The organism is Phycicoccus jejuensis (assembly GCF_044797865.1).
In the GTDB taxonomy this organism is placed as follows: domain Bacteria; phylum Actinomycetota; class Actinomycetes; order Actinomycetales; family Dermatophilaceae; genus Phycicoccus; species Phycicoccus jejuensis.
The window spans coordinates 3314950-3333471 of the sequence record NZ_CP085209.1 but is presented as its reverse complement, the minus strand read 5'-3'; the positions used below and the strand labels follow the sequence as shown (position 1 = coordinate 3333471).

Here is an 18522-nt window from a genome sequence, read left to right as displayed (position 1 = left end):
GCCGTGCAGCGTTTCGTGTGGGTCGCCTGGGGTCTTCTCGTCGTCGTCGTCGACCTGCCGCTCGCCGGCTGGGACGTCCTGCCGGACCTCGTCGGCTACGCGTGGGTGATCATCGGCCTCGCCGGCGCCGCGAGCGTCCACCCGGCGTTCGTCCGGGCGCGGGCGGCCGCCGTCGTCGGCATCCCGGTCTGGGCGTTCCTCGGCACGCCGCTGTTCGCCGCGCCGCGGTTCGGCACGCTGCTGCTCACCGCCCTGACGGTCGAGATCGTCGTCGTGACGCTGCTCGTCCACCAGCTGTGCACCGGCATCCTGGCCACGGCCCCGGCCGACGACCCCGACTCGGCCCGCTGGGCGCGCATCCTGCGCGTCGCCGCGGTGGTCGTCGGTGTCCTCCTGCTCGTCGCGCTCGTGCTCACCGCCGGCGGCTTCGGCCTCTACCCGCTGGCCTTCCTCGCGAGCGTCGTCGTCGGCGTGCTCACCGTGATCCTGCTCCAGCGCGTCGCGCGCGCCGGGTGGATCGCCGCCGCCTGAGGCCCCCGCGACCGGGGCCGTCAGGCCGGCGCGTAGAGGCGCACCGACGGCCCGGCGACGAGCACCGTGCCCTCGTGCGGCGCGTCCTGCGCCCGCGGGCGCTCCCACGCGCTGTCCCAGAGCAGGCGGTGGCGACCGGTGGGCAGCGTCACCTCGGTGTCGCCGACCCCGCCGTGGACGACGAGGAGCGCCGCGCTGCTGCCGTCCACCGGCGGCGCGAGGGCCATCTGGAGCACGCGGGTGCCCTCGCCGTGCCAGCGGTCACCCATCGGCCGGCCGTCGGCGGCGTACCAGGCGACGTCGAGCGTCCCCTCGTCGTCGACCTCGCGGCCGGTCAGCCAGGTGCGCTGGCGCAGGACGGGATGCGCCCGGCGCAGGGCCAGCAGGTGCTTGGTGGTCTCGAGGAGGTCCTCCTGCCAGGGCGCGAGCTCCCAGTCGACCCACGACACCTCGTTGTCCTGGCAGTAGGGGTTGTTGTTCCCGCCCTGGGTGCGTCCCATCTCGTCGCCGGCGGTGAGCATCGGCACGCCCTGCGAGAGCAGCAGGGTCCCGAGCAGGGCGCGGACGGCGCGCGTCCGGGCCGCCAGCACCTCGGGGTCGTCGGTCGGTCCCTCGACCCCGTGGTTCCACGAGCCGTTGCCGTCGGTCCCGTCGCGGTTGTCCTCGCCGTTGGCCTCGTTGTGCTTGCGGTCGTAGGCGACGAGGTCGGCGAGGGTCATCCCGTCGTGCGCGGTCACGAAGTTGACCGAGGCGGTCGGGCCGCGGTCACGGGCCCCGAACAGGTCGCGCGAGCCGGACAGCCGGGTCGCGAGCTCGCGCGCGTCGTGCCCGCGCTCGCCGAGCGACTGCGCGCGCACGTCCCCGACCCAGAAGCGCCGGGCGGTGTCGCGGAAGCGGTCGTTCCACTCGAGGAACGGCGGCGGGAACTGCCCCGTGCGCCAGCCGTGCATCCCGAGGTCCCAGGGCTCGGCGACGAGCACGACCCGGGAGAGCACGGGGTCGGTGCGCAGCGCGACGAGGAACGGGTGGTCGGGGTCGTAGTCGTCACCGCGACCGCGGCCGAGGGCGACGGCGAGGTCGAACCGGAACCCGTCGACGCGGTAGGTCTGCACCCAGTGCCGCAGGCTGTCGAGGACCATCCGGCAGACGACCGGGTGGCGCAGGTCGAGGGTGTTGCCGCAGCCGGTGACGTCGATGTCGCGCCCGCGCTCGTCGAGCCGGTAGTAGGCGCGCTGGTCCAGGCCGCGCCACGAGAGCATCGCCCCCGACCGGCTCTGCTCGGCGGTGTGGTTGTAGACGACGTCGAGGACGACCTCGATGCCCGCGGCGTGGAGCAGCTTGACCATGCCCTTGACCTCGTCGACGACCCCCTGGGGGTCGGACGCGGCGGCGTAGCGCGCGTGCGGCGCCATGAACCCGAGCGTGTTGTAGCCCCAGTGGTTGGTCAGGCCGCGCTGCACGAGGTGGGGCTCGTGGGTGAAGGCGTGGACGGGCAGCAGCTCGACGGTGGTCACCCCGAGCGAGAGCAGGTGCTCGACCGAGGCGGGATGCGCGAGACCGGCGTACGTGCCGCGCAGGTGCTCCGGCACTCCCGGCAGGAGCATCGTCTGGTTACGCACGTGCGCCTCGTAGACGACCGTCTCGCTGCGCGAGCGGCGCGGCGGGGCGTCGTCGCCCCAGTCGAAGGAGTGGTCGACGACGACGCCGCGCGGGACGTGCCCCCGGCTGTCGAGCGGCGAGCGCTGCTCGAGGTCCCCGCGCCACCGCTCGTCGACCCGGTGGCCGTACACCTCGGGGCCCCACGCCACCTCGCCCTCGACGGCGCCGGCGTAGGGGTCGAGGAGCAGCTTGGCCGGGTTGTGGTGCAGCCCGTGGTCGGGCGACCACGGGCCGTCGACCCGCACGCCGTAGCGCGTCCCCGGCCCCATCCCCGGGACGAAGCCGAACCACCAGCCGTGGGCGCGCTCGCGCAGCGCGACCCTTCGCTCGCTCGTGCCGGCGGTGTCGCCGGGCTCGAAGAGGCAGACGTCGACGGCCTCGGCGTGCCCGGCGTACACGGCGACGTCGGCGCCGCCCGGGACGAGCGTCACCCCGGGGAGCGGCGGCAGGTCACGGGTCGTCGGCCCGGGCGGGGCGGGGCGGGTGGGCACGGCAGGACCCTAGCCGGGCGGTCGCGCGGGCGTGGGGGTGTCGGCGGTGTCGGTGCGGGTCAGGCGCGCAGGGCCTCGGCGAGCTCGCGGACGTGCTCGACGAGGAGGTTCATGTCCTCGTCGGTGTGCGCGAGCGAGACCAGCCACTGCTCGTCGAGGCCGGGCGGCGTGAGGATGTTGCGGTTGACGCCCCACAGCCACGACAGCTCGGCCATCGCGAAGTCGGTCGCCTTGTAGTCGCGGTAGGTGCGCACCGGCGCGGTCGACCACGTGACGCAGCCCTTGACGCCCAGGCCGACGGTGTGGGCCGGCAGCTCGAAGGTGTCGATGACGTCGTCGATGGCCGAGAGGGCGCGGACGTTGATCGCCTCGGTGGCGGCGAGGGCCTCGGGGGTGCAGATCTCGTCGACGGCCTTCGCGGCGGCCATGACGAGCGGGTTGCCGTTGTAGGTGCCGAAGTGCGCCATCCGGCCGTCGACGACGACCTCCATGACCTCGCGACGGCCACCGAACGCGGCGAGCGGCAGGCCGCCGCCGATCGACTTGGCGAGGGTGATGAGGTCGGGCTTGACGCCGAGGCGCTGCGCGGCGCCCGCGTACCCGGCGGTGAGGCCGGTCTTCACCTCGTCGAAGAGCAGCACGACGCCGTGCTCGTCGCACAGCTCGCGGACGCCGGCGAGGTACCCGGCGTCGGGGACGACGATCGAGAGGTTCTCGACGACGGGCTCGACGACCATGACGGCGATCTCGCGGCCGTGCTCGGTGAGGATCGCGCGCAGGCGGTCGAGGTCGTTGTAGGGGACGACGTGGACGGTGCCGGCCTCGACGTCGAACGGCACCTCGGGCACGGGGGCCTCGGCCGGGCCGATGTCCTCGAGCGCGGGCTTGACCGACACCTGGAGGGCGTCGTAGCCGCCGTGGTAGCCGCCCTCGATCTTCACGACGGCCTTGCGGCCGGTGTAGGCACGGGCGGCGCGGATCGCGTACATCAGCGACTCGGTGCCGGAGTTGGTGAAGCGGATCATGTCGAGGCCGAAGCGCTCGCAGAACCGCTCGCTCATCTCGGTCGCCTGCGGGGACGGGGTGACGAACAGGGTGCCGGTGTCGGTCAGCGCGCGCTGCACGTGCTCGACGACGGTCGGGTTGAGGTGGCCGACGAGCATCGCGCCGAAGCCCATCGACAGGTCGAGCATCCGGCGGCCGTCGACGTCGGTCAGCCAGGCGCCCCGGGCGGAGGCGACCGAGACGGGGTAGGGGTCCCAGTGCTGGAAGGAGGAGGTGACGCCGAGCGGCAGGGTGCGCGCGGCGCGGGTGTTGTGCTCGCCGGAGGCCGGGGTGCTCGCCGCGAAGCGCTCCCACTCGGCCGCGAGGAGGGACTCGACGCGTGCCGGGTCGACCGGGCGGCTGCTCGCCGGGAGGCGGCGGTAGGTGGCCGGGTCGTGGGCGGGGTACGGGCGGGCCGGGGTCTCGGTCGCGGACATCGTCGCTGCTCCTGGGGTGGTGGAATCCGTGGCGACGGGGCCGTCAGGCTACCCATCACAGAGGTCTGGGGCCGAATGTACTACCGGATCCGGGGTCGGGGCGAGTCCTGAGGGCCGCATCGTGCCTCGACGGCGGCCCCGGTCCGGCCCACCCGGCCCGGTCGCGCCGTCGGGTGCGGTCGATACGGTGGGGCCATGACCGACCCCACCTCGCTGCCCAACTTCCCGCCGCCCGCGAACGAGCACCCGCTGCGCGGCCGGGTCCTCGACGTCCTCGTCGACCTCGGGCTCGCCCCGAACCTCGACGGCGACGGTGACGTGGCCTTCACGGTCAACGACCAGCAGCTCTTCGTCCGCTGCACCGAGGGCGACGTCGAGATCATGCGCCTGTTCGGCCAGTGGCAGATCCAGGACGAGCTGACCGCCGACCGGCTCAAGCTCCACGAGACGTGCAACGAGATCAACCTGCACATGAACCACGTGAAGACCGGCATCGCGGGCACGACCCTCGTCGTCACCGGCGAGCACGTCGTCACCCCGGGCGCGGACCTCTCGACGCTCACCCAGGTCTCGATCCAGGTCGTCCTCTCCGCCGTGCACCTGTGGCACCAGCGCATCCTCGGCATCGACCCCGAGACCGGCCAGCCGATCGAGGACGGGCAGTGACCGAGCTGGTCCGCCTCGAGGTCGCGGACGGCATCGGCACCATCCGGCTCGAGCGGCCGCCGATGAACGCGCTCAACGCCGAGATCCAGCACGGCCTCGTCGCCGCGTGCCGCGAGGCCGCCGAGCGCCGCGACGTCGCCGCCGTCGTCGTCTGGGGCGGCGAGAAGGTCTTCGCCGCGGGCGCCGACATCAAGGAGATGGAGACGATGTCGTACACCGACATGGTCGACCACTCCGCGCTGCTCCAGGACTTCACGAAGGCGCTCGCCGGCCTGCCGAAGCCGACCGTCGCCGCCATCACCGGGTACGCCCTCGGGGGCGGCTGCGAGGTCGCGCTCGCGTGCGACTGGCGGGTCGCCGCCGACGACGCCAAGCTCGGCCAGCCCGAGATCAACCTCGGCATCATCCCGGGGGCCGGCGGCACGCAGCGCCTCGCGCGGCTCGTCGGACCGGCGAAGGCCAAGTACCTCGTGTTCTCCGGCCGCTTCGTCGACGCGCAGGAGGCGCTCGCCATCGGCCTCGTCGACCGGGTCGTCCCGGCCGCCGAGGTGTACGAGAGCGCCCGCTCCCTCGTCGCGCGCTACGTCGGCGGCCCCGCCTACGCCCTGCGCGCCGCGAAGGAGGCCATCGACCGGGGTCTCGAGGTCGACCTCGAGACCGGTCTCGAGATCGAGCGCGTGCTCTTCGCCGGCCTCTTCGCGACGAAGGACCAGTCCACCGGGATGCGCCACTTCGTCGAGAAGGGCAAGGGCCCGGCCCCGTTCGAGGGCGCCTGACCCTCCGCCCTCGGCCCACCCGAAGGCGTCACGCGACCCGGCGCAGCCCGGCGAGCTTGGCGGCGGCGGTCGCGGCGTGCTCCGGGCGCCCGTCGGCGACGAGGTCCTCGAGCAGGTCCTCGATGCGACGGGGCACCTGGAGCCCGTCCCGGCCGTAGTGCCAGACCTCGTCGAGCGCGAGGTCGAGGAGGCGGGCGAAGGTCGTCGGCCGGTCCACGACCCGGACCGCGCCCGACCCGTCGACGAGGAGGTTCGAGCGGTCCGGCCGCAGCGCCGCCGCCCGGAGGATGCGGTGCAGCTCGTCGAGGACCTGCACGGCCGTCGTCGGGTCGTTGACCCCGGGGGAGAGGGCCCGCTCGGCGATGTCGACGAGCTGGCGCACCCCGAACTCGGGGTCCTGGGTCATGCTGCGCTCCCGGCCGAGGCCGATGGCGTCGCGGACGGCCTCGGCGAGGTCGTCGTCGCGGCGACCCCCGTGGACGACCGCGAGCACCTGGCCGCGGTGCCGGACCTCGCCGAGGCGGGTGCGCAGCTCGACGACCGCGCCCGTCCGCTCGGCACACTCGACGAGGGCGCTGAGGTGCACCCGCGAGACGACGCCGTGCTCCGACCCCGTCGTCACGGTCACCCCCGGACCGTCACCCTGCGACCACGTCGGGGGCACCGCGGAGGTGTCGTCCCACTCCTGCGCCGACCCGCGCTCCAGGGCCTCGACGGTGAGCCGCGCGATCCGGTCGACGACCTGGTCGACGCGGATGGAGTCGGTGATGTGGTGGATGAACGCGAGGAAGAGGGCGACGCTCGCGAGGACCAGCACGAAGGCGACGGTCACCGACAGCTGGGGCACGAACGGCCTGTCACCCCCGCGCACGTCGCGCAGCACCATGAGCGCGAAGACGAACGAGGAGATGAAGACACCGAGGGTCACCTGGACCACGCGGCTGCCGAGGAACGTGGAGAGCAGCCGCGGCGTGAACTGGCTGCTCGCCAGCTGCATGACGACCATCGTGATCGAGAAGACCAGCCCGGTCACCGAGATCATCGCGCTGGCGATCGTCCCGAGCAGGCTGCGCGCGGAGTCCGCGTTGCCGCCGAAGAGGACGTCGACGTCGCCGAGCAGGTGCTCGTCGACGAGGGGGAGGGTGGCGCCGGCGAGCGCCGTCACGACGACGACGGCGGAGGGGAGCGCCCAGAAGGGGCGCCACAGCGACTCCCACCAGCCGACGGTGACCGGGTCCCCGACGGGACCGACGGTGCGTCGCACGGTGCCCGGCCCGGTACCGCCCTCGTCGCTCATCCACCGATCCTGTCAGACCGTCGGGGGCGTGGCGCGGACCGTCAGGCGCGGGGGAAGGACGAGCGGACGAGGACCCGGCCGTCGTCGCCGAGGACCTCGAAGCCGCTCGCCCTCTCGCGCAGCACCGAGGAGTTGAGGTTGCAGCGCATGGTGCGCTCGCCCGTGCCGACGAACTCGCCGGCCGGGAACTGGGTGCCGTCCGGCCCGAGGACGACGGTGTCGGGGTTGGTGTACGCGGCGGCGGTCACGCCCGTCGACGGGCCGGTGGCCCCGGTGACGTTGAGCGGGGTGTCGGCGATCGTCGTGCCTCCGGGGTTCACGTCGTGGCGCAGGTTCTGGCCGGTGTCGCTGATGACCCGCAGGCGGTCGGCCGCGGGGTTGAAGTCGACGCCGAAGTGCTTGCCCTCGAGGGCGACCGTGAGCCGGTTGACGAGCGTGGCCTTCGGCGCCTTGGTGAAGAGCAGGCGCCGCTCGGGGACGGTCACCGTGTAGACGCCGCCGCGGTCGCCGACGGCGTAGAGGCGCGCCCGTCGGCCGGACGGTGGTCGATACCGACGAGGCGCGTGTCCTGGGTCAGGCCGGTGACGGCGCCGAGCGAGCGGGCGGAGCCCGGACGGTCGAGGTCGACGGCGACCAGCGTCCTCGCGCCCGCGAGGCCGACGGCGTCGGGGGAGGGCAGGAGGGTGGCGGGGGCGGCGGGCGCCATCGGGAGGGCGAGGGCGGCGGTGAGGACGCCGGCGGCGGCGAGGCGGGTGCGGTGCATCGGGAGCTCCTTCGGTCCGTGGGCTGGTACCGGTGGATACGGGGCCCGGCGCGTGTCCGTTGAACGCCGTCGCAGGTTTCTTCGGCGCGCCGTCGCGCCCCGGATGGCCGCGGGACCCTCGACGGGGTGGTGACCGTCACGCCGACCGGGTGGTGAACGAGCGCTCACCGGCTGAGAGGATGGGAGGCGTTGTGCGCCGGGGACCACCCGGCGCAAGACCCCCCACGACACGAAGGGACGAGGGACGGATGAACATCGTCGTCTGCGTCAAGTACGTCCCGGACGCCCAGTCCGACCGGACGTTCCAGGAGTCCGACAACACCGTCGACCGTGCCGTCGACGGCCTGCTCTCCGAGCTCGACGAGTACGCCGTCGAGGAGGCCCTCAAGATCGTCGAGGCCGCCGGCGACGGTGAGGTCACCGTCGTGACGGTCGGCCCCGAGGCCGCCGCCGACGCGCTGAAGAAGGCCCTCCAGATGGGCGCCCACAAGGCGGTCCACGTGCAGGACGAGGCGATCCACGGCTCGGACGCCGTCGGCACCTCGCTCGTCCTCGCGAAGGCCGTCGAGAAGGCGACCGACGGCAGCCCCGAGCTCGTCCTCACCGGGATGTCCTCGACCGACGGCGTCATGGGCGTCGTGCCCGCGATGCTCGCCGAGCGCCTCGGCCTGCCGCAGGTCACCTACGCCTCGGAGCTGACCGTCGGCGACGGCCGCGTCACCATCCGCCGCGACGGTGACGTCGCGTCCGAGACCATCGAGGCGGCGCTGCCGGCGCTCGTCTCGGTCACCGACCAGATCAACGAGCCGCGCTACCCCTCCTTCAAGGGGATCATGGCCGCCAAGAAGAAGCCGGTCGAGACCTGGTCGCTGGCCGACCTCGGCGTCGACGCCGGTGATGTGGGCCTCGGCGCCGCGTGGACCTCGGTCGTCGCGTTCGCCAAGCGCCCGCCGCGCGAGCAGGGCCAGATCGTCACCGACGAGGGCGAGGGCGGCGCGAAGCTCGCCGAGTTCCTCAGCGCCCAGAAGTTCCTCTGACCGCGGCCGCCCGAGACCAGGAGCACAGACCCATGGCTGAAGTACTCGTCCTCGCCGACCACGCCGGGGGGCGCCTGCGCAAGGCGACCGCCGAGCTGCTGACCCTCGCCCGCCGCCTCGGCGAGCCCTCCGCGGTGCACATCGGCCCCGGCGCCGAGACCGCGCAGAAGACCTACGCCAAGTACGGCGCGCACAAGGTGTACGTCGTCGACGACGCCGACGCCGCGACCTACCTCGTGGCCCCGCAGGCCGAGGTCCTCGCGCAGCTCATCGAGAAGACCTCTCCCGCAGCCGTGCTCATCCCGAGCAACGCCGCCGGCAAGGAGATCGCCGCCCGCCTGGCCATCAAGGCCGGCTCCGGGATGATCACCGACGCCGTCGACGTCCGCGCGGGCGAGGACGGCACGCCCGAGACGACACAGTCGGTCTTCGCCGGCTCGTACACCGTGACCGCGAAGGTCACGACCGGCACGCCGATCATCTGCGTCAAGCCCAACTCGGCCTCCATCGAGGCCGCGCCGGAGGCCGGCGCGGTCGAGGCCGTCGAGGTGAGCGTCAGCGACGCCGCGAAGGCGGCCCGCATCACCGACTCGCAGCCGAAGAAGGCGACCGGGCGCCCGGAGCTGACCGAGGCGGCCATCGTCGTCTCCGGCGGCCGCGGCACCGGCGGCGACTTCTCGCCCGTCGAGGAGTTCGCCGACAGCCTCGGCGCCGCCGTCGGCGCGAGCCGCGCGGCCGTCGACGCCGGCTGGTACCCGCACAGCAACCAGGTCGGCCAGACGGGCAAGCAGGTCTCGCCGCAGCTCTACGTCGCGGCCGGCATCTCGGGCGCCATCCAGCACCGCGCGGGCATGCAGACGTCCAAGACGATCGTCGCCGTCAACAAGGACGAGGAGGCGCCGATCTTCGAGCTCGTCGACTTCGGCGTCGTCGGCGACCTCTTCTCGGTCCTCCCGCAGGCCACGACCGAGGTCAAGAAGCGCAAGGGCTGAGCCGACCACCGCTCACGAGGCGGTCTCGTCGCGCGCGAGCGCGACAGGTGAGGGGCGAGCGATCCGCTCGCCCCTCTGCCGTACCCGGGGCGACTCCGGCCGCCGGCCCGCCAGGCCCCGAAACGTAGACTCGACCCTCGTGACGCACTACCTCGACCACGCGGCGACCACGCCGATGCTCCCCGCCGCGGTCGAGGCGTTCGTCGAGTCGGCGGGCCGCGTCGGCAACCCCTCCTCGCTGCACACCTCGGGCCGCGCCGCGCGCAAGACCGTGGAGGAGTCGCGCGAGCGGATCGCCGCGGCCCTGGGCGCCCGACCCTCGGAGGTCGTCTTCACCTCGGGCGGGACCGAGGCCGACAACCTCGCCGTCAAGGGCACCTGGCTCGCCCGCCGGGACGACGAGCCGCGCCGGGTGCGGGTGGTGGCCAGCGCCATCGAGCACCACGCCGTGCTCGACCCCGTCGAGCACCTCGTCGAGCGGCGCGGGGCCCGGGTGTCGTGGCTCGAGCCCGACCGCTGCGGGCACTTGTCGGCGGACGACCTCGCGGCCCTGCTCGCCGAGCACGCCGACGACACCGCGCTCGTCTCCGTCATGTGGGCCAACAACGAGGTCGGCACCGTCCAGCCCGTCGCCGCGCTGGCCGCCGCCGCGCGCGCCCACGGTGTCCCCTTCCACACCGACGCCGTCCAGGCGGTCGGGCACCTGCCGGTGCGCTTCGACGACTCCGGCGCCGACCTGATGACGGTCACCGCGCACAAGCTCGGCGGCCCCCTCGGGGTGGGGGCGCTGATCGCCCGTCGCGACGCCGTCCTCGTGCCGCAGCTCCACGGCGGCGGCCAGGAACGCCAGGTCCGCAGCGGCACGCTCGACGCCCCCGCGGTCCACGCGTTCGCGGTCGCCCTCGACCACGCGGTCGCCACCCGCGACGTCGAGGCCAAGCGGGTCATGGCGCTGCGCGACCGCCTCGTCGAGGGCGCCCTCGCGCTCGACCTCGGCATCTCGGTGAGCGGCTGCTGGCGGCCGGGAGACGCCGAGGGGCGCCTGCCCGGCAACGCCCACCTCCTCGTCCCCGGCTGCGAGGGGGACTCGCTGCTCTACCTCCTCGACGCGGCGGGGGTGGAGTGCAGCACCGGCTCGGCGTGCCAGGCCGGGGTGCCGCAGCCCAGCCACGTCCTCCTCGCGATGGGCCACGACGAGACCGCGGCCCGCGGCGCGCTGCGCCTCACCCTCGGGCACACCTCGACCGACGCCGACGTCGACGCCGTCCTCGCCGCCCTCCCCGGGGTCGTCGAGCGGGCCCGGCGGGCCGGCGGGCTGCTCTGATGCGCGTCGTCGCCGCGATGTCCGGCGGGGTCGACTCCGCGGTCGCCGCCGCACGGATGCTCGACGCCGGCCACGAGGTCGTCGGCGTCCACCTCGCCCTCTCGCGCTCGGCCGCGACGCTGCGCGAGTCGGCCCGCGGCTGCTGCACCCTCGAGGACGCCGGGGACGCGCGCCGGGTCGCGGACCGCCTCGGCATCCCGTTCTACGTCTGGGACCTCGCCGCCCGGTTCGAGCGGGACGTCGTCGAGGACTTCGTCGCCGAGTACGCCGCCGGGCGCACCCCGAACCCGTGCCTGCGCTGCAACGAGAAGATCAAGTTCGCCGGGCTGCTCGACAAGGCGCTCGCCCTCGGGTTCGACGCGGTGGCCACGGGCCACTACGCGCGCGTGGTCGAGGGGTCGGCGGGGCGCGAGCTGCACCGCGCGGTCGACGCGGCCAAGGACCAGTCCTACGTCCTCGGCGTCCTCGACGCCGACCAGCTCGGGCGCGCGTTCTTCCCGCTCGGGGACCTCACGAAGCCGCAGGTGCGCGAGGAGGCGGCGGAGCGCGGGTTCTCGGTGGCGCGCAAGCCCGACAGCCACGACATCTGCTTCATCCCGGACGGCGACACCCGCGGCTTCCTCGGCCGGCGCCTGGGGGAGCGGCCCGGCGAGCTCGTCGACGCGGTGAGCGGCGAGGTCGTGGGCGAGCACGCCGGCGCGCACGGCTTCACGGTCGGCCAGCGGCGCGGGCTCGGCATCGACCGCTCCCGTCTGGACGGCGACCCCCGCTACGTCGTCGAGGTCGACGCCCCCCGCAACCGCGTGCTCGTCGGCACGGCCGACCTGCTCGGCGTCGACGTCGTCGACGGGGCGCACCTGCGCTGGTGCGGCCCGGCGCCCGCCGGGGAGGTCGCGGTCGGGGCGCAGGTGCGGGCCCACGGCGAGGAGGTGCCCGCGACGGCCGCCGTCGAGGGCGACGCGGTCCGCGTGCGGCTGGAGCGACGGCTGCGCGGGGTCGCGCCCGGCCAGTCGGTCGTGCTCTACGACGGCACCCGGGTCGTCGGGTCCGCGACGATCACGGGGACCTCGCGTGCCGCCTGAGGCCACCCCGGCCGAGCGGCTGCTCGCCGAGCGGGCGGCCCTCCTCGAGCGGCTCGCGGGGATGGAGGCCGACATGGGCCGCCTCGTCGAGGCCTCGCAGGACTCCAACGCCGACGACGAGCACGACCCGGAGGGGCAGACCATCGCGTACGAGCGCTCGCAGCTGGCGGCCCTGACCGACGGGCAGCGCGAGCACCTCGCCGAGCTCGACGCCGCGCTGCGACGCGTGGACGACGGCAGCTACGGCGTGTGCTCGGTGTGCGGCCAGCCGATCCCGGCGGGCCGGCTCGAGGCCCGGCCGACGGCCCGCACCTGCGTGCGGCACGCGGGCTGACGGGGTCAGCCGTCGCGGCTGCGCCGGCCGCCGAGGAAGGCCAGGGCGAGCCCGGCGAACGCCACGAGCGGGCCGACGACGGCCCAGAGGGTCACGCCGGTCATCGGGCTGCCGCCGACGTAGCCGAGGCCCTGGAGCATCCAGAGCAGGCCGACGAGCACGAGGACGGCGCCGAGGACGACGGACACGGAGCGGCTCATGCGTCGAAGGCTAACCCGTGCCCCGGGTCGCGGAATAGTTGAACTGTCAACTACTGTTGGACGCGGTGACCCTCCACCCCGGAGGATGACCACGAGGAGCGTGAGTGACATGCCGGCCGTGACCGTCGAGAACATCCTGACCCTGCCCCGGGTCTCCGAGCCCCTGCCCACGGCGGTGTCCCGTCCGGTGCGCTCGGTGACCACCGCCCCGCAGGGTTTCGAGGGCGAGGGGTTCCCGGTGCGCCGCGCGTTCGCCGGCGTCGACCTCGCCGCCCTCGACCCCTTCATCCACATGGACCAGATGGGTGAGGTCGAGTACGCCCCGGGCGAGCCCAAGGGCACCGCGTGGCACCCGCACCGCGGCTTCGAGACCGTCACGTACATCATCGACGGCTCGTTCGTGCACCGCGACAGCCACGGCGGTGGCGGCGTCATCACCAACGGCGACACCCAGTGGATGACGGCCGGCTCCGGCCTGCTCCACATCGAGGTCCCGCCGGAGGAGCTCGTCGTCAGCGGCGGTCTCTTCCACGGCCTCCAGCTGTGGGTCAACCTGCCGGCGGCGCAGAAGATGTCGGCGCCGCGCTACCAGGACATCCGTGGCGGCGACGTCGCGCTGCTGTCCAGCCCCGACGGCGGCGCGCTCGTGCGCGTCATCGCCGGCGAGCTCGACGGGCACGAGGGCCCCGGCATCACGCACACGCCCATCACCGCGCTCCACGTCACCGTGGCGCCCGGCGCGCGGGTGCGGCTGCCGTGGAACCCGGCCTACAACGCGCTCGTGTACTCCCTCAACGGCAACGGCTCGGTCGGCCCCGACCGGCGTCCGCTGCGGATGGGCCAGCTCGCGGTGCTCGGTGGCGGTGACGTCGTCGAGGTCGGTGCGGACGAGAGCCAGGAGAGCCGCAGCCCGAGCCTCGACCTCTACATCCTCGGTGGGCGCCCGATCCGCGAGCCCGTCGCGGCGTACGGCCCGTTCGTCATGAACACCCGCGCCGAGCTGATCCAGGCGTTCGAGGACTTCCAGGCCGGTCGCCTCGGGACCATCCCGAGCGAGCCGCACCCGGGCCACGACGTGCTCTGACCCCGCACGACAGCGACGCCCCCGTCACCGTGAGGTGACGGGGGCGTCGTCGTGCCGACCTGTGGCTCAGCGCTTCTCGCAGGCGATGCCGTCCTTGTCGCGGTCGAGGCCCTTGTTGGCCCGCATGGCCTGCGCGTAGAGCGAGTCGCTCTTGCGGAACGTCGTGACCGGCCGGCCGGACGTGCGGTCCCTGGCCTTCACCTTGCCCACGCCGTGCGGGTACTTCTTGTTGACGCTCGTGCAGTTCTTCCACGTGCCGGTGACGGCGCCCGCGGGCGCGGCCGGTCCGATGGTGAGCGCGACGGCGACCGCTTCGACGACGGCTGCTGCGCCGGACTTCCGGGACATGACGGGTCCTTCCCCCTGGGTGTCGACGGACCGACGCTAGCGGTCGGGACGCCTGCGGCGCAGGCGAACCGGTCAGCGCATGACCGCGGCGGCGAGCAGCTCGACGGCGTCGCCGGCGCAGGACTCGGGCAGACCGGCGTAGCAGACGACCAGGCCGCGCACGTCCGACTCGACGGCGTACGCCGACAACGGGCTCACCTCGACACCGACGTGCGCGCAGCGCCGGGCCACCTCGTGGTCGTCGGTGCCGTCGGGCAGGCGCAGGACGACGTGCAGCCCCGCGTCGACGCCCTCGAGGACCGCGTCGGGCATCCGGTCGGCCACCGCGGCGACGAGGGCGCCGCGGCGGGCCGCGTAGGTCCGGCTCGCGCGCGCGTGGTGGGCGGCGAGGGCGCCGGACGAGACCAGCTCGGCGAGGGCGAGGCCGGTCGCCTCGTTGACGACGAGGCCGCGCGACTCGACCGCGACCCGGAAGGCGTCGCGCCGGTGCCGGGGGACGGCGACCCACGCCACGCGCAGCGACGGCGCGAGGAGCTTGGAGGCGGTGCCGACGTAGGCGACGTGGTCCGGCGCACCGGGCAGCGACCGGAGCGCGGGGAGCGGGGAGACGTCGTAGCGGAACTCCCCGTCGTAGTCGTCCTCGACGACGAGGCCGCCCGTCGTGCGGGCCCAGTCGAGCAGCGCGACGCGGCGGGTCACGGGCATCCGCGCGCCGAGCGGGTACTGGTGCGAGGGCGTGACGTAGACGGCGGCTGTCTCCGCGGGAAGCCGGGTGGGGTCGAGGCCGTCGGCGTCCACGGGCACGGGGTGCGTGCGGACCCCCTCGGCGCCGAACGCCGTCCAGGCCTCGACGTAGCCCGGGTCCTCGAGGGCGACCGTCCGGCCCACGAGCCCGAACGCCTCGGGCAGCGCCCGCAGCGAGCCGCCGACCCCGGGGACGACGAAGAGGTCGTCCGGGTCGACCACCACACCGCGGCTGCGGCGCAGGTGGTCGGCGAGGACGCCCCGCAGGAGGGCGTGCCGCGGGACCTCGCCGGCGTCGTTGCCGGGCAGGGCGTCCCCGACCGCCCGCCACGCCCGCCGCCACGCGGCCCGGTCCAGCAGGGAGGTGTCCGGGCGGCCGGGGCGCAGGTCGAAGCGCGCGGCGGGGACGGGAGGGGCCGGGGTCACGGGGCGCTCGCGGCCCGGCTCGGGGACGTGGGTGGCGGCGCCGGCGCGGGCCGCGACGTCCGCGCCGGCGGCGACGACGGCGCCCGACCCGGCGCGCGAGACGAGGAACCCGGCTGCGGCGAGCTCGTCGTAGGCGGCGACGACCGGACCGCGCGAGACGCCGAGGGAGGCCGCCAGGGTCCGGGTGGAGGGGAGCGTGTCACCGGGGCGCAGCCGGCCGGAGCGCAGGGCGTCGACCACGGCGTCGGCCACCCGGTGGCGCAGCGGCGCGGACGAGTCCGCCAGGCGCAGGGGCAGGTCGAGGGCGCGGGGGGAGCGGGCCACGGCTCGCACCATACCGGTCCTGCCCGATCGGTCGATAGTGGTCCTTCCGCGTGGTCCAGTGGTGTTGGCAGGATGGCCTCGTGACCCTGAAGATGCGCCCGTCGTGCGAGTGCTGCGACGCCGACCTGCCCGCCGACGCCGTGGGGGCGGTCGTCTGTTCCCACGAGTGCACGTTCTGCGCGGGGTGTTCCGAGCACCTCGAGCGGGTGTGCCCTAACTGCGGCGGCGAGCTCGTGCCGCGCCCGACCCGGGTCGGCGACGCGCTGCGCCGCACCCCCGCCTCCACCGAGCGCGTGGTGTCCGCGGGGGAGTGTCCCGGCACCGGCTACTGCGGTCTCGCGCACGCCGACCGTGCCCCCGAGCGGCTCGCTCGCCACGCCGAGCGCGGCAGCACCGAGCGCGGCGCCCTCGACGCGCTCCTCGACGAGGTCCTCGCCGGCACGCTGTCGACCGTCGTCGACGGCCGGCCGTGGGTCGTCCCGATGCTCTTCGCCCGCGACGGCGACCGCATCCTGCTGCACGGCTCGACCGGGGCGGGCGCGCTGCGCCGGGTGGCCTCCGGCGCACCCGCCGCCCTGACGGTCGTGTCCGTCGACGGGCTCGTCGTCGCCCACACGACGTTCGAGTCGTCGGCCAACTACCGCTCGGCCGTCGTCCACGGCGAGCTCGTGACCCTGACCGGCGCCGAGCGCGCCGGCGCCCTCGACCGGCTCTCGGACCGCCTCCTGCCCGGGCGCACCGGCGAGGTACGGCCGACGACCCGCCGCGAGGAGGCCGCGACGCTCGCGATGGCCCTCCCCATCACCGACGGACGCTGGCTGCTCAAGGCGCGCGCCGGGGGCCCGAGCGTCCCCGAGGAGGAGACCGCCGGGGCCTGGTGCGGTGTCGTGCCGCTGCGGACCGTGGCCGGTGTGCCCGAGCCCGCGCCGTGGGCCGGTGACGCGCCGGTCCCGGCCTCCGTCGAGGCACTCGTCGGACGGTGGACGTGACGACGTCGGCGCCGGTGCGCGCCACCGGGATCGGCTCCTGGCCGGGGGCGTCGGCGCGCGAGGCCGTCCGCACGGTGCGCGACCTCCTCGTCGACGGCGACGGCTTCGGGCTGCCCTTCCTCCCCGAGACGCCCGCGCGGGGTCCCGGGGCCGACATGGTCGGCCGGGCCGCCGGGATGCTCGTCGACCTGCCCGTCGACCTCCAGCCGAGCGGATGGCGGCTGGTCGACCGGCCGGGCCGGGACGCCTCGCGCACCGCCTCGCTCCTGCGCGAGGACCTCGACGAGCTCGCCGAGGCCTACGACGGCTGGTCGGGCCCGCTCAAGGTGCAGGTCTGCGGGCCGTGGACGCTGGCCGCCACCCTCGAGCTGAACCGCGGCGAGCGGGTCGTCACCGACCCCGGCGCCGCCGCGGACCTGCGGGCCTCGCTCGCCGAGGGGATGGCCCGCCACGTCGCCGACGTCCGCCGGCTCGTGCCCGGCGCCGAGGTGGTGCTCCAGGTCGACGAGCCGGCCCTCACGGCCGTCCTCGAGGGCTCGCTGCCGACCGCGTCCGGCTACGGCCGGGTGCGCGCGGTCGACCCGCAGACCGTCGCCTCCGGCCTGCGCGAGCTCCTCGCGGCCCACGACGGGCCGACCGTGGTCCACTCCTGCCACCCCGCCGCGCCCGTCCCGCTCCTGAGGTCGACCGGGGCCGGGGCGCTCGCGCTCGACCTCACCGCCGCCTCGCCCGCGCGCTGGGAGAGCGTCGCGGCGACGCTCGAGGCCGGGACCGGGGTGTACGCCGGCGTCCTCGCGACCGACGGCTCGACGACCGACACCGGGGCGCACCGCGCGCTCGTCGAGGGCCTCGGGCGGGCGGGCCTGGACGCGGCCGCCGTCGAGGGGCTCGTCGTCGCGCCGACCTGCGGGCTCGCGGGGGTCACCCCCGCGGTGGCGCAGGGGGTGCTGCGGGCCGCGCTCGACACCGCGCGGCGCCTCGCCGAGCAGGCGTCCTGATGGCCGGCCCGCGGGTGGCCTGGCAGGTCAAGTTCGTCGCGCTCGTCCTCATCTGGGGTTCGAGCTTCCTGCTCATGAAGGTCGGTCTCGAGTCGCTCGAGCCGGTGCAGATCTCCGGGCTGCGCATCGTCACCGGCGCCGTCGTCGTCACCGCGCTGCTCCTCGCCGGGGGCGGGCGGCTCCCGCGAGGGGCGCGCGTCTGGGGGCACCTGCTCGTGTGCGGCCTCCTGCTCGCGACGCTCCCGTTCACGCTGTTCGCGCTGTCCGAGACGCGGATCTCGTCGGCGCTCGCCGGAATCGGCAACGCCGCGACCCCGATCGCCACCGTGCTCGCGACCCTCGCCCTGCTCCCCGGCGCCCGGGTCACGGGACGGCGCCTCGTGGCCGTCGGCATCGGGTTCCTCGGCGTCGTGACGATCATGCAGCCGTGGACCTCGACCGAGGGGCCGGACCTCGTCGGCTTCGCGATGGCCCTCGCGGGCGGCGCCAGCTACGGCGTCGGGTGGACCTACAACCGCCGCTTCCTCGCCGGCGCCGACCTCGGCGGGCTCGCGATGCCTGCCGCCACGCTGCTCACCGGGCTCGCGCTCATGGTGCCGACGGCGCTCGGCTGGGCGCTGACCCGCCCCGAGGGCCTCGACGCGCTCTGGGCGCACAGGGCCGCGACGGACGTCCCCGGATGGCTCCCGCTCGCCTGCGTCCTGGTGCTGGGGGTCGTCGGCACCGGCTTCGCCTACGTCCTGCAGTTCGACGTCGTCCGGGGCGCCGGGCCGGTCGTCGGCTCGACGATCACCTACCTCATCCCGGTCGTCTCGGTGCTGCTCGGCGTCCTCGTCCTCCACGAGCGGCTCGGGGCCTGGCAGGTGGTCGGCTTCGCCGTCGTCCTCGCGGCCGCGTGGGTCGTCAACCGCCGGCCCCGCACCCCCGAGGCCGCGGCCGTGCGGGAGCGCGAGCAGACCACCGCCTGACCGCGGCT

20 protein-coding genes are annotated in these 18522 nt (G+C 74.9%); 12 read left to right on the top strand and 8 right to left on the bottom strand.

What is annotated here, in order from left to right:
* Positions 1-3 precede the first annotated feature (3 nt).
* Positions 4-531, top strand: a complete 528-nt coding sequence (locus tag LG324_RS15830) for a hypothetical protein (RefSeq protein WP_030527840.1) — start codon at positions 4-6, stop codon at positions 529-531.
* Positions 532-551: 20 nt separating this feature from the next.
* On the opposite strand, the gene glgX is transcribed toward LG324_RS15830, so the two are convergent.
* Complete coding sequence (gene glgX / locus LG324_RS15825) at positions 552-2681, bottom strand: glycogen debranching protein GlgX (RefSeq protein WP_404349457.1); 2130 nt, start codon at positions 2679-2681, stop codon at positions 552-554.
* Positions 2682-2740: 59 nt separating this feature from the next.
* Complete coding sequence (locus LG324_RS15820; RefSeq protein ID WP_404349455.1) at positions 2741-4162, bottom strand: aspartate aminotransferase family protein; 1422 nt, start codon at positions 4160-4162, stop codon at positions 2741-2743.
* Positions 4163-4357: 195 nt separating this feature from the next.
* On the opposite strand from LG324_RS15820, the gene LG324_RS15815 reads away from it, so the two are divergent.
* Positions 4358-4828, top strand: a complete 471-nt coding sequence (locus LG324_RS15815) for a T3SS (YopN, CesT) and YbjN peptide-binding chaperone 1 (RefSeq protein ID WP_207023414.1) — start codon at positions 4358-4360, stop codon at positions 4826-4828.
* Positions 4825-5604, top strand: a complete 780-nt coding sequence (locus LG324_RS15810; RefSeq protein WP_404349453.1) for an enoyl-CoA hydratase/isomerase family protein — start codon at positions 4825-4827, stop codon at positions 5602-5604. Before LG324_RS15815 ends, LG324_RS15810 begins: the two co-directional genes overlap by 4 nt.
* 28 nt (positions 5605-5632) lie before the next feature.
* Here LG324_RS15810 and LG324_RS15805 read toward each other — a convergent pair whose 3' ends face one another.
* The 3 genes from LG324_RS15805 to LG324_RS15795 are packed head-to-tail and all read right to left on the bottom strand — an operon-like array spanning position 5633 to position 7664.
* Entirely contained in the window at positions 5633-6901 is a 1269-nt protein-coding gene (locus LG324_RS15805; RefSeq protein ID WP_404349451.1) for a DUF2254 domain-containing protein, read from the bottom strand.
* A gap of 41 nt (positions 6902-6942) precedes the next feature.
* Positions 6943-7386: a DUF4394 domain-containing protein gene (locus LG324_RS15800; RefSeq protein WP_404349449.1), complete on the bottom strand. Its 444-nt coding sequence runs from the start codon at positions 7384-7386 to the stop codon at positions 6943-6945.
* Positions 7383-7664, bottom strand: coding sequence for a hypothetical protein (locus LG324_RS15795; RefSeq protein WP_404349447.1), 282 nt, complete (start codon positions 7662-7664; stop codon positions 7383-7385). Before LG324_RS15795 ends, LG324_RS15800 begins: the two co-directional genes overlap by 4 nt.
* Positions 7665-7912: 248 nt before the next feature.
* On the opposite strand from LG324_RS15795, the gene LG324_RS15790 reads away from it, so the two are divergent.
* The 5 genes from LG324_RS15790 to LG324_RS15770 all read left to right on the top strand — a co-directional run bounded on the left by LG324_RS15790 (position 7913) and on the right by LG324_RS15770 (position 12433).
* Positions 7913-8701: an electron transfer flavoprotein subunit beta/FixA family protein gene (locus LG324_RS15790; protein ID WP_030527847.1), complete on the top strand. Its 789-nt coding sequence runs from the start codon at positions 7913-7915 to the stop codon at positions 8699-8701.
* A gap of 32 nt (positions 8702-8733) precedes the next feature.
* Positions 8734-9693 (top strand): electron transfer flavoprotein subunit alpha/FixB family protein, encoded by a 960-nt coding sequence (locus LG324_RS15785; protein ID WP_030527848.1) that lies wholly within the window; start codon positions 8734-8736, stop codon positions 9691-9693.
* Between the two features lie 139 nt (positions 9694-9832).
* Positions 9833-11017, top strand: a complete 1185-nt coding sequence (locus LG324_RS15780) for a cysteine desulfurase family protein (protein ID WP_404349443.1) — start codon at positions 9833-9835, stop codon at positions 11015-11017.
* Positions 11017-12099 carry a tRNA 2-thiouridine(34) synthase MnmA gene (gene mnmA, locus LG324_RS15775; protein WP_207023398.1) on the top strand — a complete coding sequence of 361 codons (1083 nt, stop codon included), beginning with the start codon at positions 11017-11019 and terminating at the stop codon, positions 12097-12099. The genes LG324_RS15780 and mnmA overlap by 1 nt, the downstream gene beginning before the upstream one ends.
* The gene (locus LG324_RS15770; RefSeq protein ID WP_404349440.1) at positions 12089-12433 is read left to right on the top strand and encodes a TraR/DksA family transcriptional regulator; all 345 of its coding nucleotides are present in this window, start codon (positions 12089-12091) and stop codon (positions 12431-12433) included. Before mnmA ends, LG324_RS15770 begins: the two co-directional genes overlap by 11 nt.
* Positions 12434-12438: 5 nt before the next feature.
* Here LG324_RS15770 and LG324_RS15765 read toward each other — a convergent pair whose 3' ends face one another.
* Entirely contained in the window at positions 12439-12633 is a 195-nt protein-coding gene (locus tag LG324_RS15765) for a hypothetical protein (protein ID WP_030527852.1), read from the bottom strand.
* Positions 12634-12742: 109 nt separating this feature from the next.
* Between LG324_RS15765 and LG324_RS15760 the strand changes: the two genes are divergently transcribed.
* Positions 12743-13717 (top strand): pirin family protein, encoded by a 975-nt coding sequence (locus LG324_RS15760; RefSeq protein ID WP_207023396.1) that lies wholly within the window; start codon positions 12743-12745, stop codon positions 13715-13717.
* A 66-nt stretch (positions 13718-13783) separates the two neighbouring features.
* Here the strand turns inward: LG324_RS15760 and LG324_RS15755 are convergent, their stop codons facing one another.
* A complete protein-coding gene (locus LG324_RS15755; protein WP_404349437.1) occupies positions 13784-14065 on the bottom strand; it encodes an excalibur calcium-binding domain-containing protein in 282 nt (93 codons plus the stop codon).
* Between the two features lie 72 nt (positions 14066-14137).
* Positions 14138-15559: a PLP-dependent aminotransferase family protein gene (locus LG324_RS15750; protein ID WP_404349435.1), complete on the bottom strand. Its 1422-nt coding sequence runs from the start codon at positions 15557-15559 to the stop codon at positions 14138-14140.
* An 80-nt stretch (positions 15560-15639) separates the two neighbouring features.
* Between LG324_RS15750 and LG324_RS15745 the strand changes: the two genes are divergently transcribed.
* The 3 genes from LG324_RS15745 to LG324_RS15735 are packed head-to-tail and all read left to right on the top strand — an operon-like array spanning position 15640 to position 18514.
* A complete protein-coding gene (locus tag LG324_RS15745; protein WP_404349433.1) occupies positions 15640-16548 on the top strand; it encodes a DUF1272 domain-containing protein in 909 nt (302 codons plus the stop codon).
* Complete coding sequence (locus LG324_RS15740) at positions 16545-17546, top strand: methionine synthase (protein ID WP_245616119.1); 1002 nt, start codon at positions 16545-16547, stop codon at positions 17544-17546. Before LG324_RS15745 ends, LG324_RS15740 begins: the two co-directional genes overlap by 4 nt.
* A complete protein-coding gene (locus tag LG324_RS15735) occupies positions 17546-18514 on the top strand; it encodes a DMT family transporter (RefSeq protein ID WP_404349430.1) in 969 nt (322 codons plus the stop codon). The genes LG324_RS15740 and LG324_RS15735 overlap by 1 nt, the downstream gene beginning before the upstream one ends.
* Positions 18515-18522: the final 8 nt, after the last annotated feature.

Excerpts from the sequence above, each read along its gene's own strand:
- LG324_RS15820 (WP_404349455.1), bottom strand. The coding sequence starts at position 4,162 with ATGTCCGCGACCGAGACCCCGGCCCGCCCGTACCCCGCCCACGACCCG.
- LG324_RS15815 (WP_207023414.1), top strand. The coding sequence starts at position 4,358 with ATGACCGACCCCACCTCGCTGCCCAACTTCCCGCCGCCCGCGAACGAG.
- LG324_RS15805 (WP_404349451.1), bottom strand. The coding sequence starts at position 6,901 with ATGAGCGACGAGGGCGGTACCGGGCCGGGCACCGTGCGACGCACCGTC.
- LG324_RS15795 (WP_404349447.1), bottom strand. The coding sequence starts at position 7,664 with ATGCACCGCACCCGCCTCGCCGCCGCCGGCGTCCTCACCGCCGCCCTC.
- LG324_RS15790 (WP_030527847.1), top strand. The coding sequence starts at position 7,913 with ATGAACATCGTCGTCTGCGTCAAGTACGTCCCGGACGCCCAGTCCGAC.
- LG324_RS15785 (WP_030527848.1), top strand. The coding sequence starts at position 8,734 with ATGGCTGAAGTACTCGTCCTCGCCGACCACGCCGGGGGGCGCCTGCGC.
- mnmA (WP_207023398.1), top strand. The coding sequence starts at position 11,017 with ATGCGCGTCGTCGCCGCGATGTCCGGCGGGGTCGACTCCGCGGTCGCC.
- LG324_RS15765 (WP_030527852.1), bottom strand. The coding sequence starts at position 12,633 with ATGAGCCGCTCCGTGTCCGTCGTCCTCGGCGCCGTCCTCGTGCTCGTC.
- LG324_RS15760 (WP_207023396.1), top strand. The coding sequence starts at position 12,743 with ATGCCGGCCGTGACCGTCGAGAACATCCTGACCCTGCCCCGGGTCTCC.
- LG324_RS15755 (WP_404349437.1), bottom strand. The coding sequence starts at position 14,065 with ATGTCCCGGAAGTCCGGCGCAGCAGCCGTCGTCGAAGCGGTCGCCGTC.
- LG324_RS15735 (WP_404349430.1), top strand. The coding sequence starts at position 17,546 with ATGGCCGGCCCGCGGGTGGCCTGGCAGGTCAAGTTCGTCGCGCTCGTC.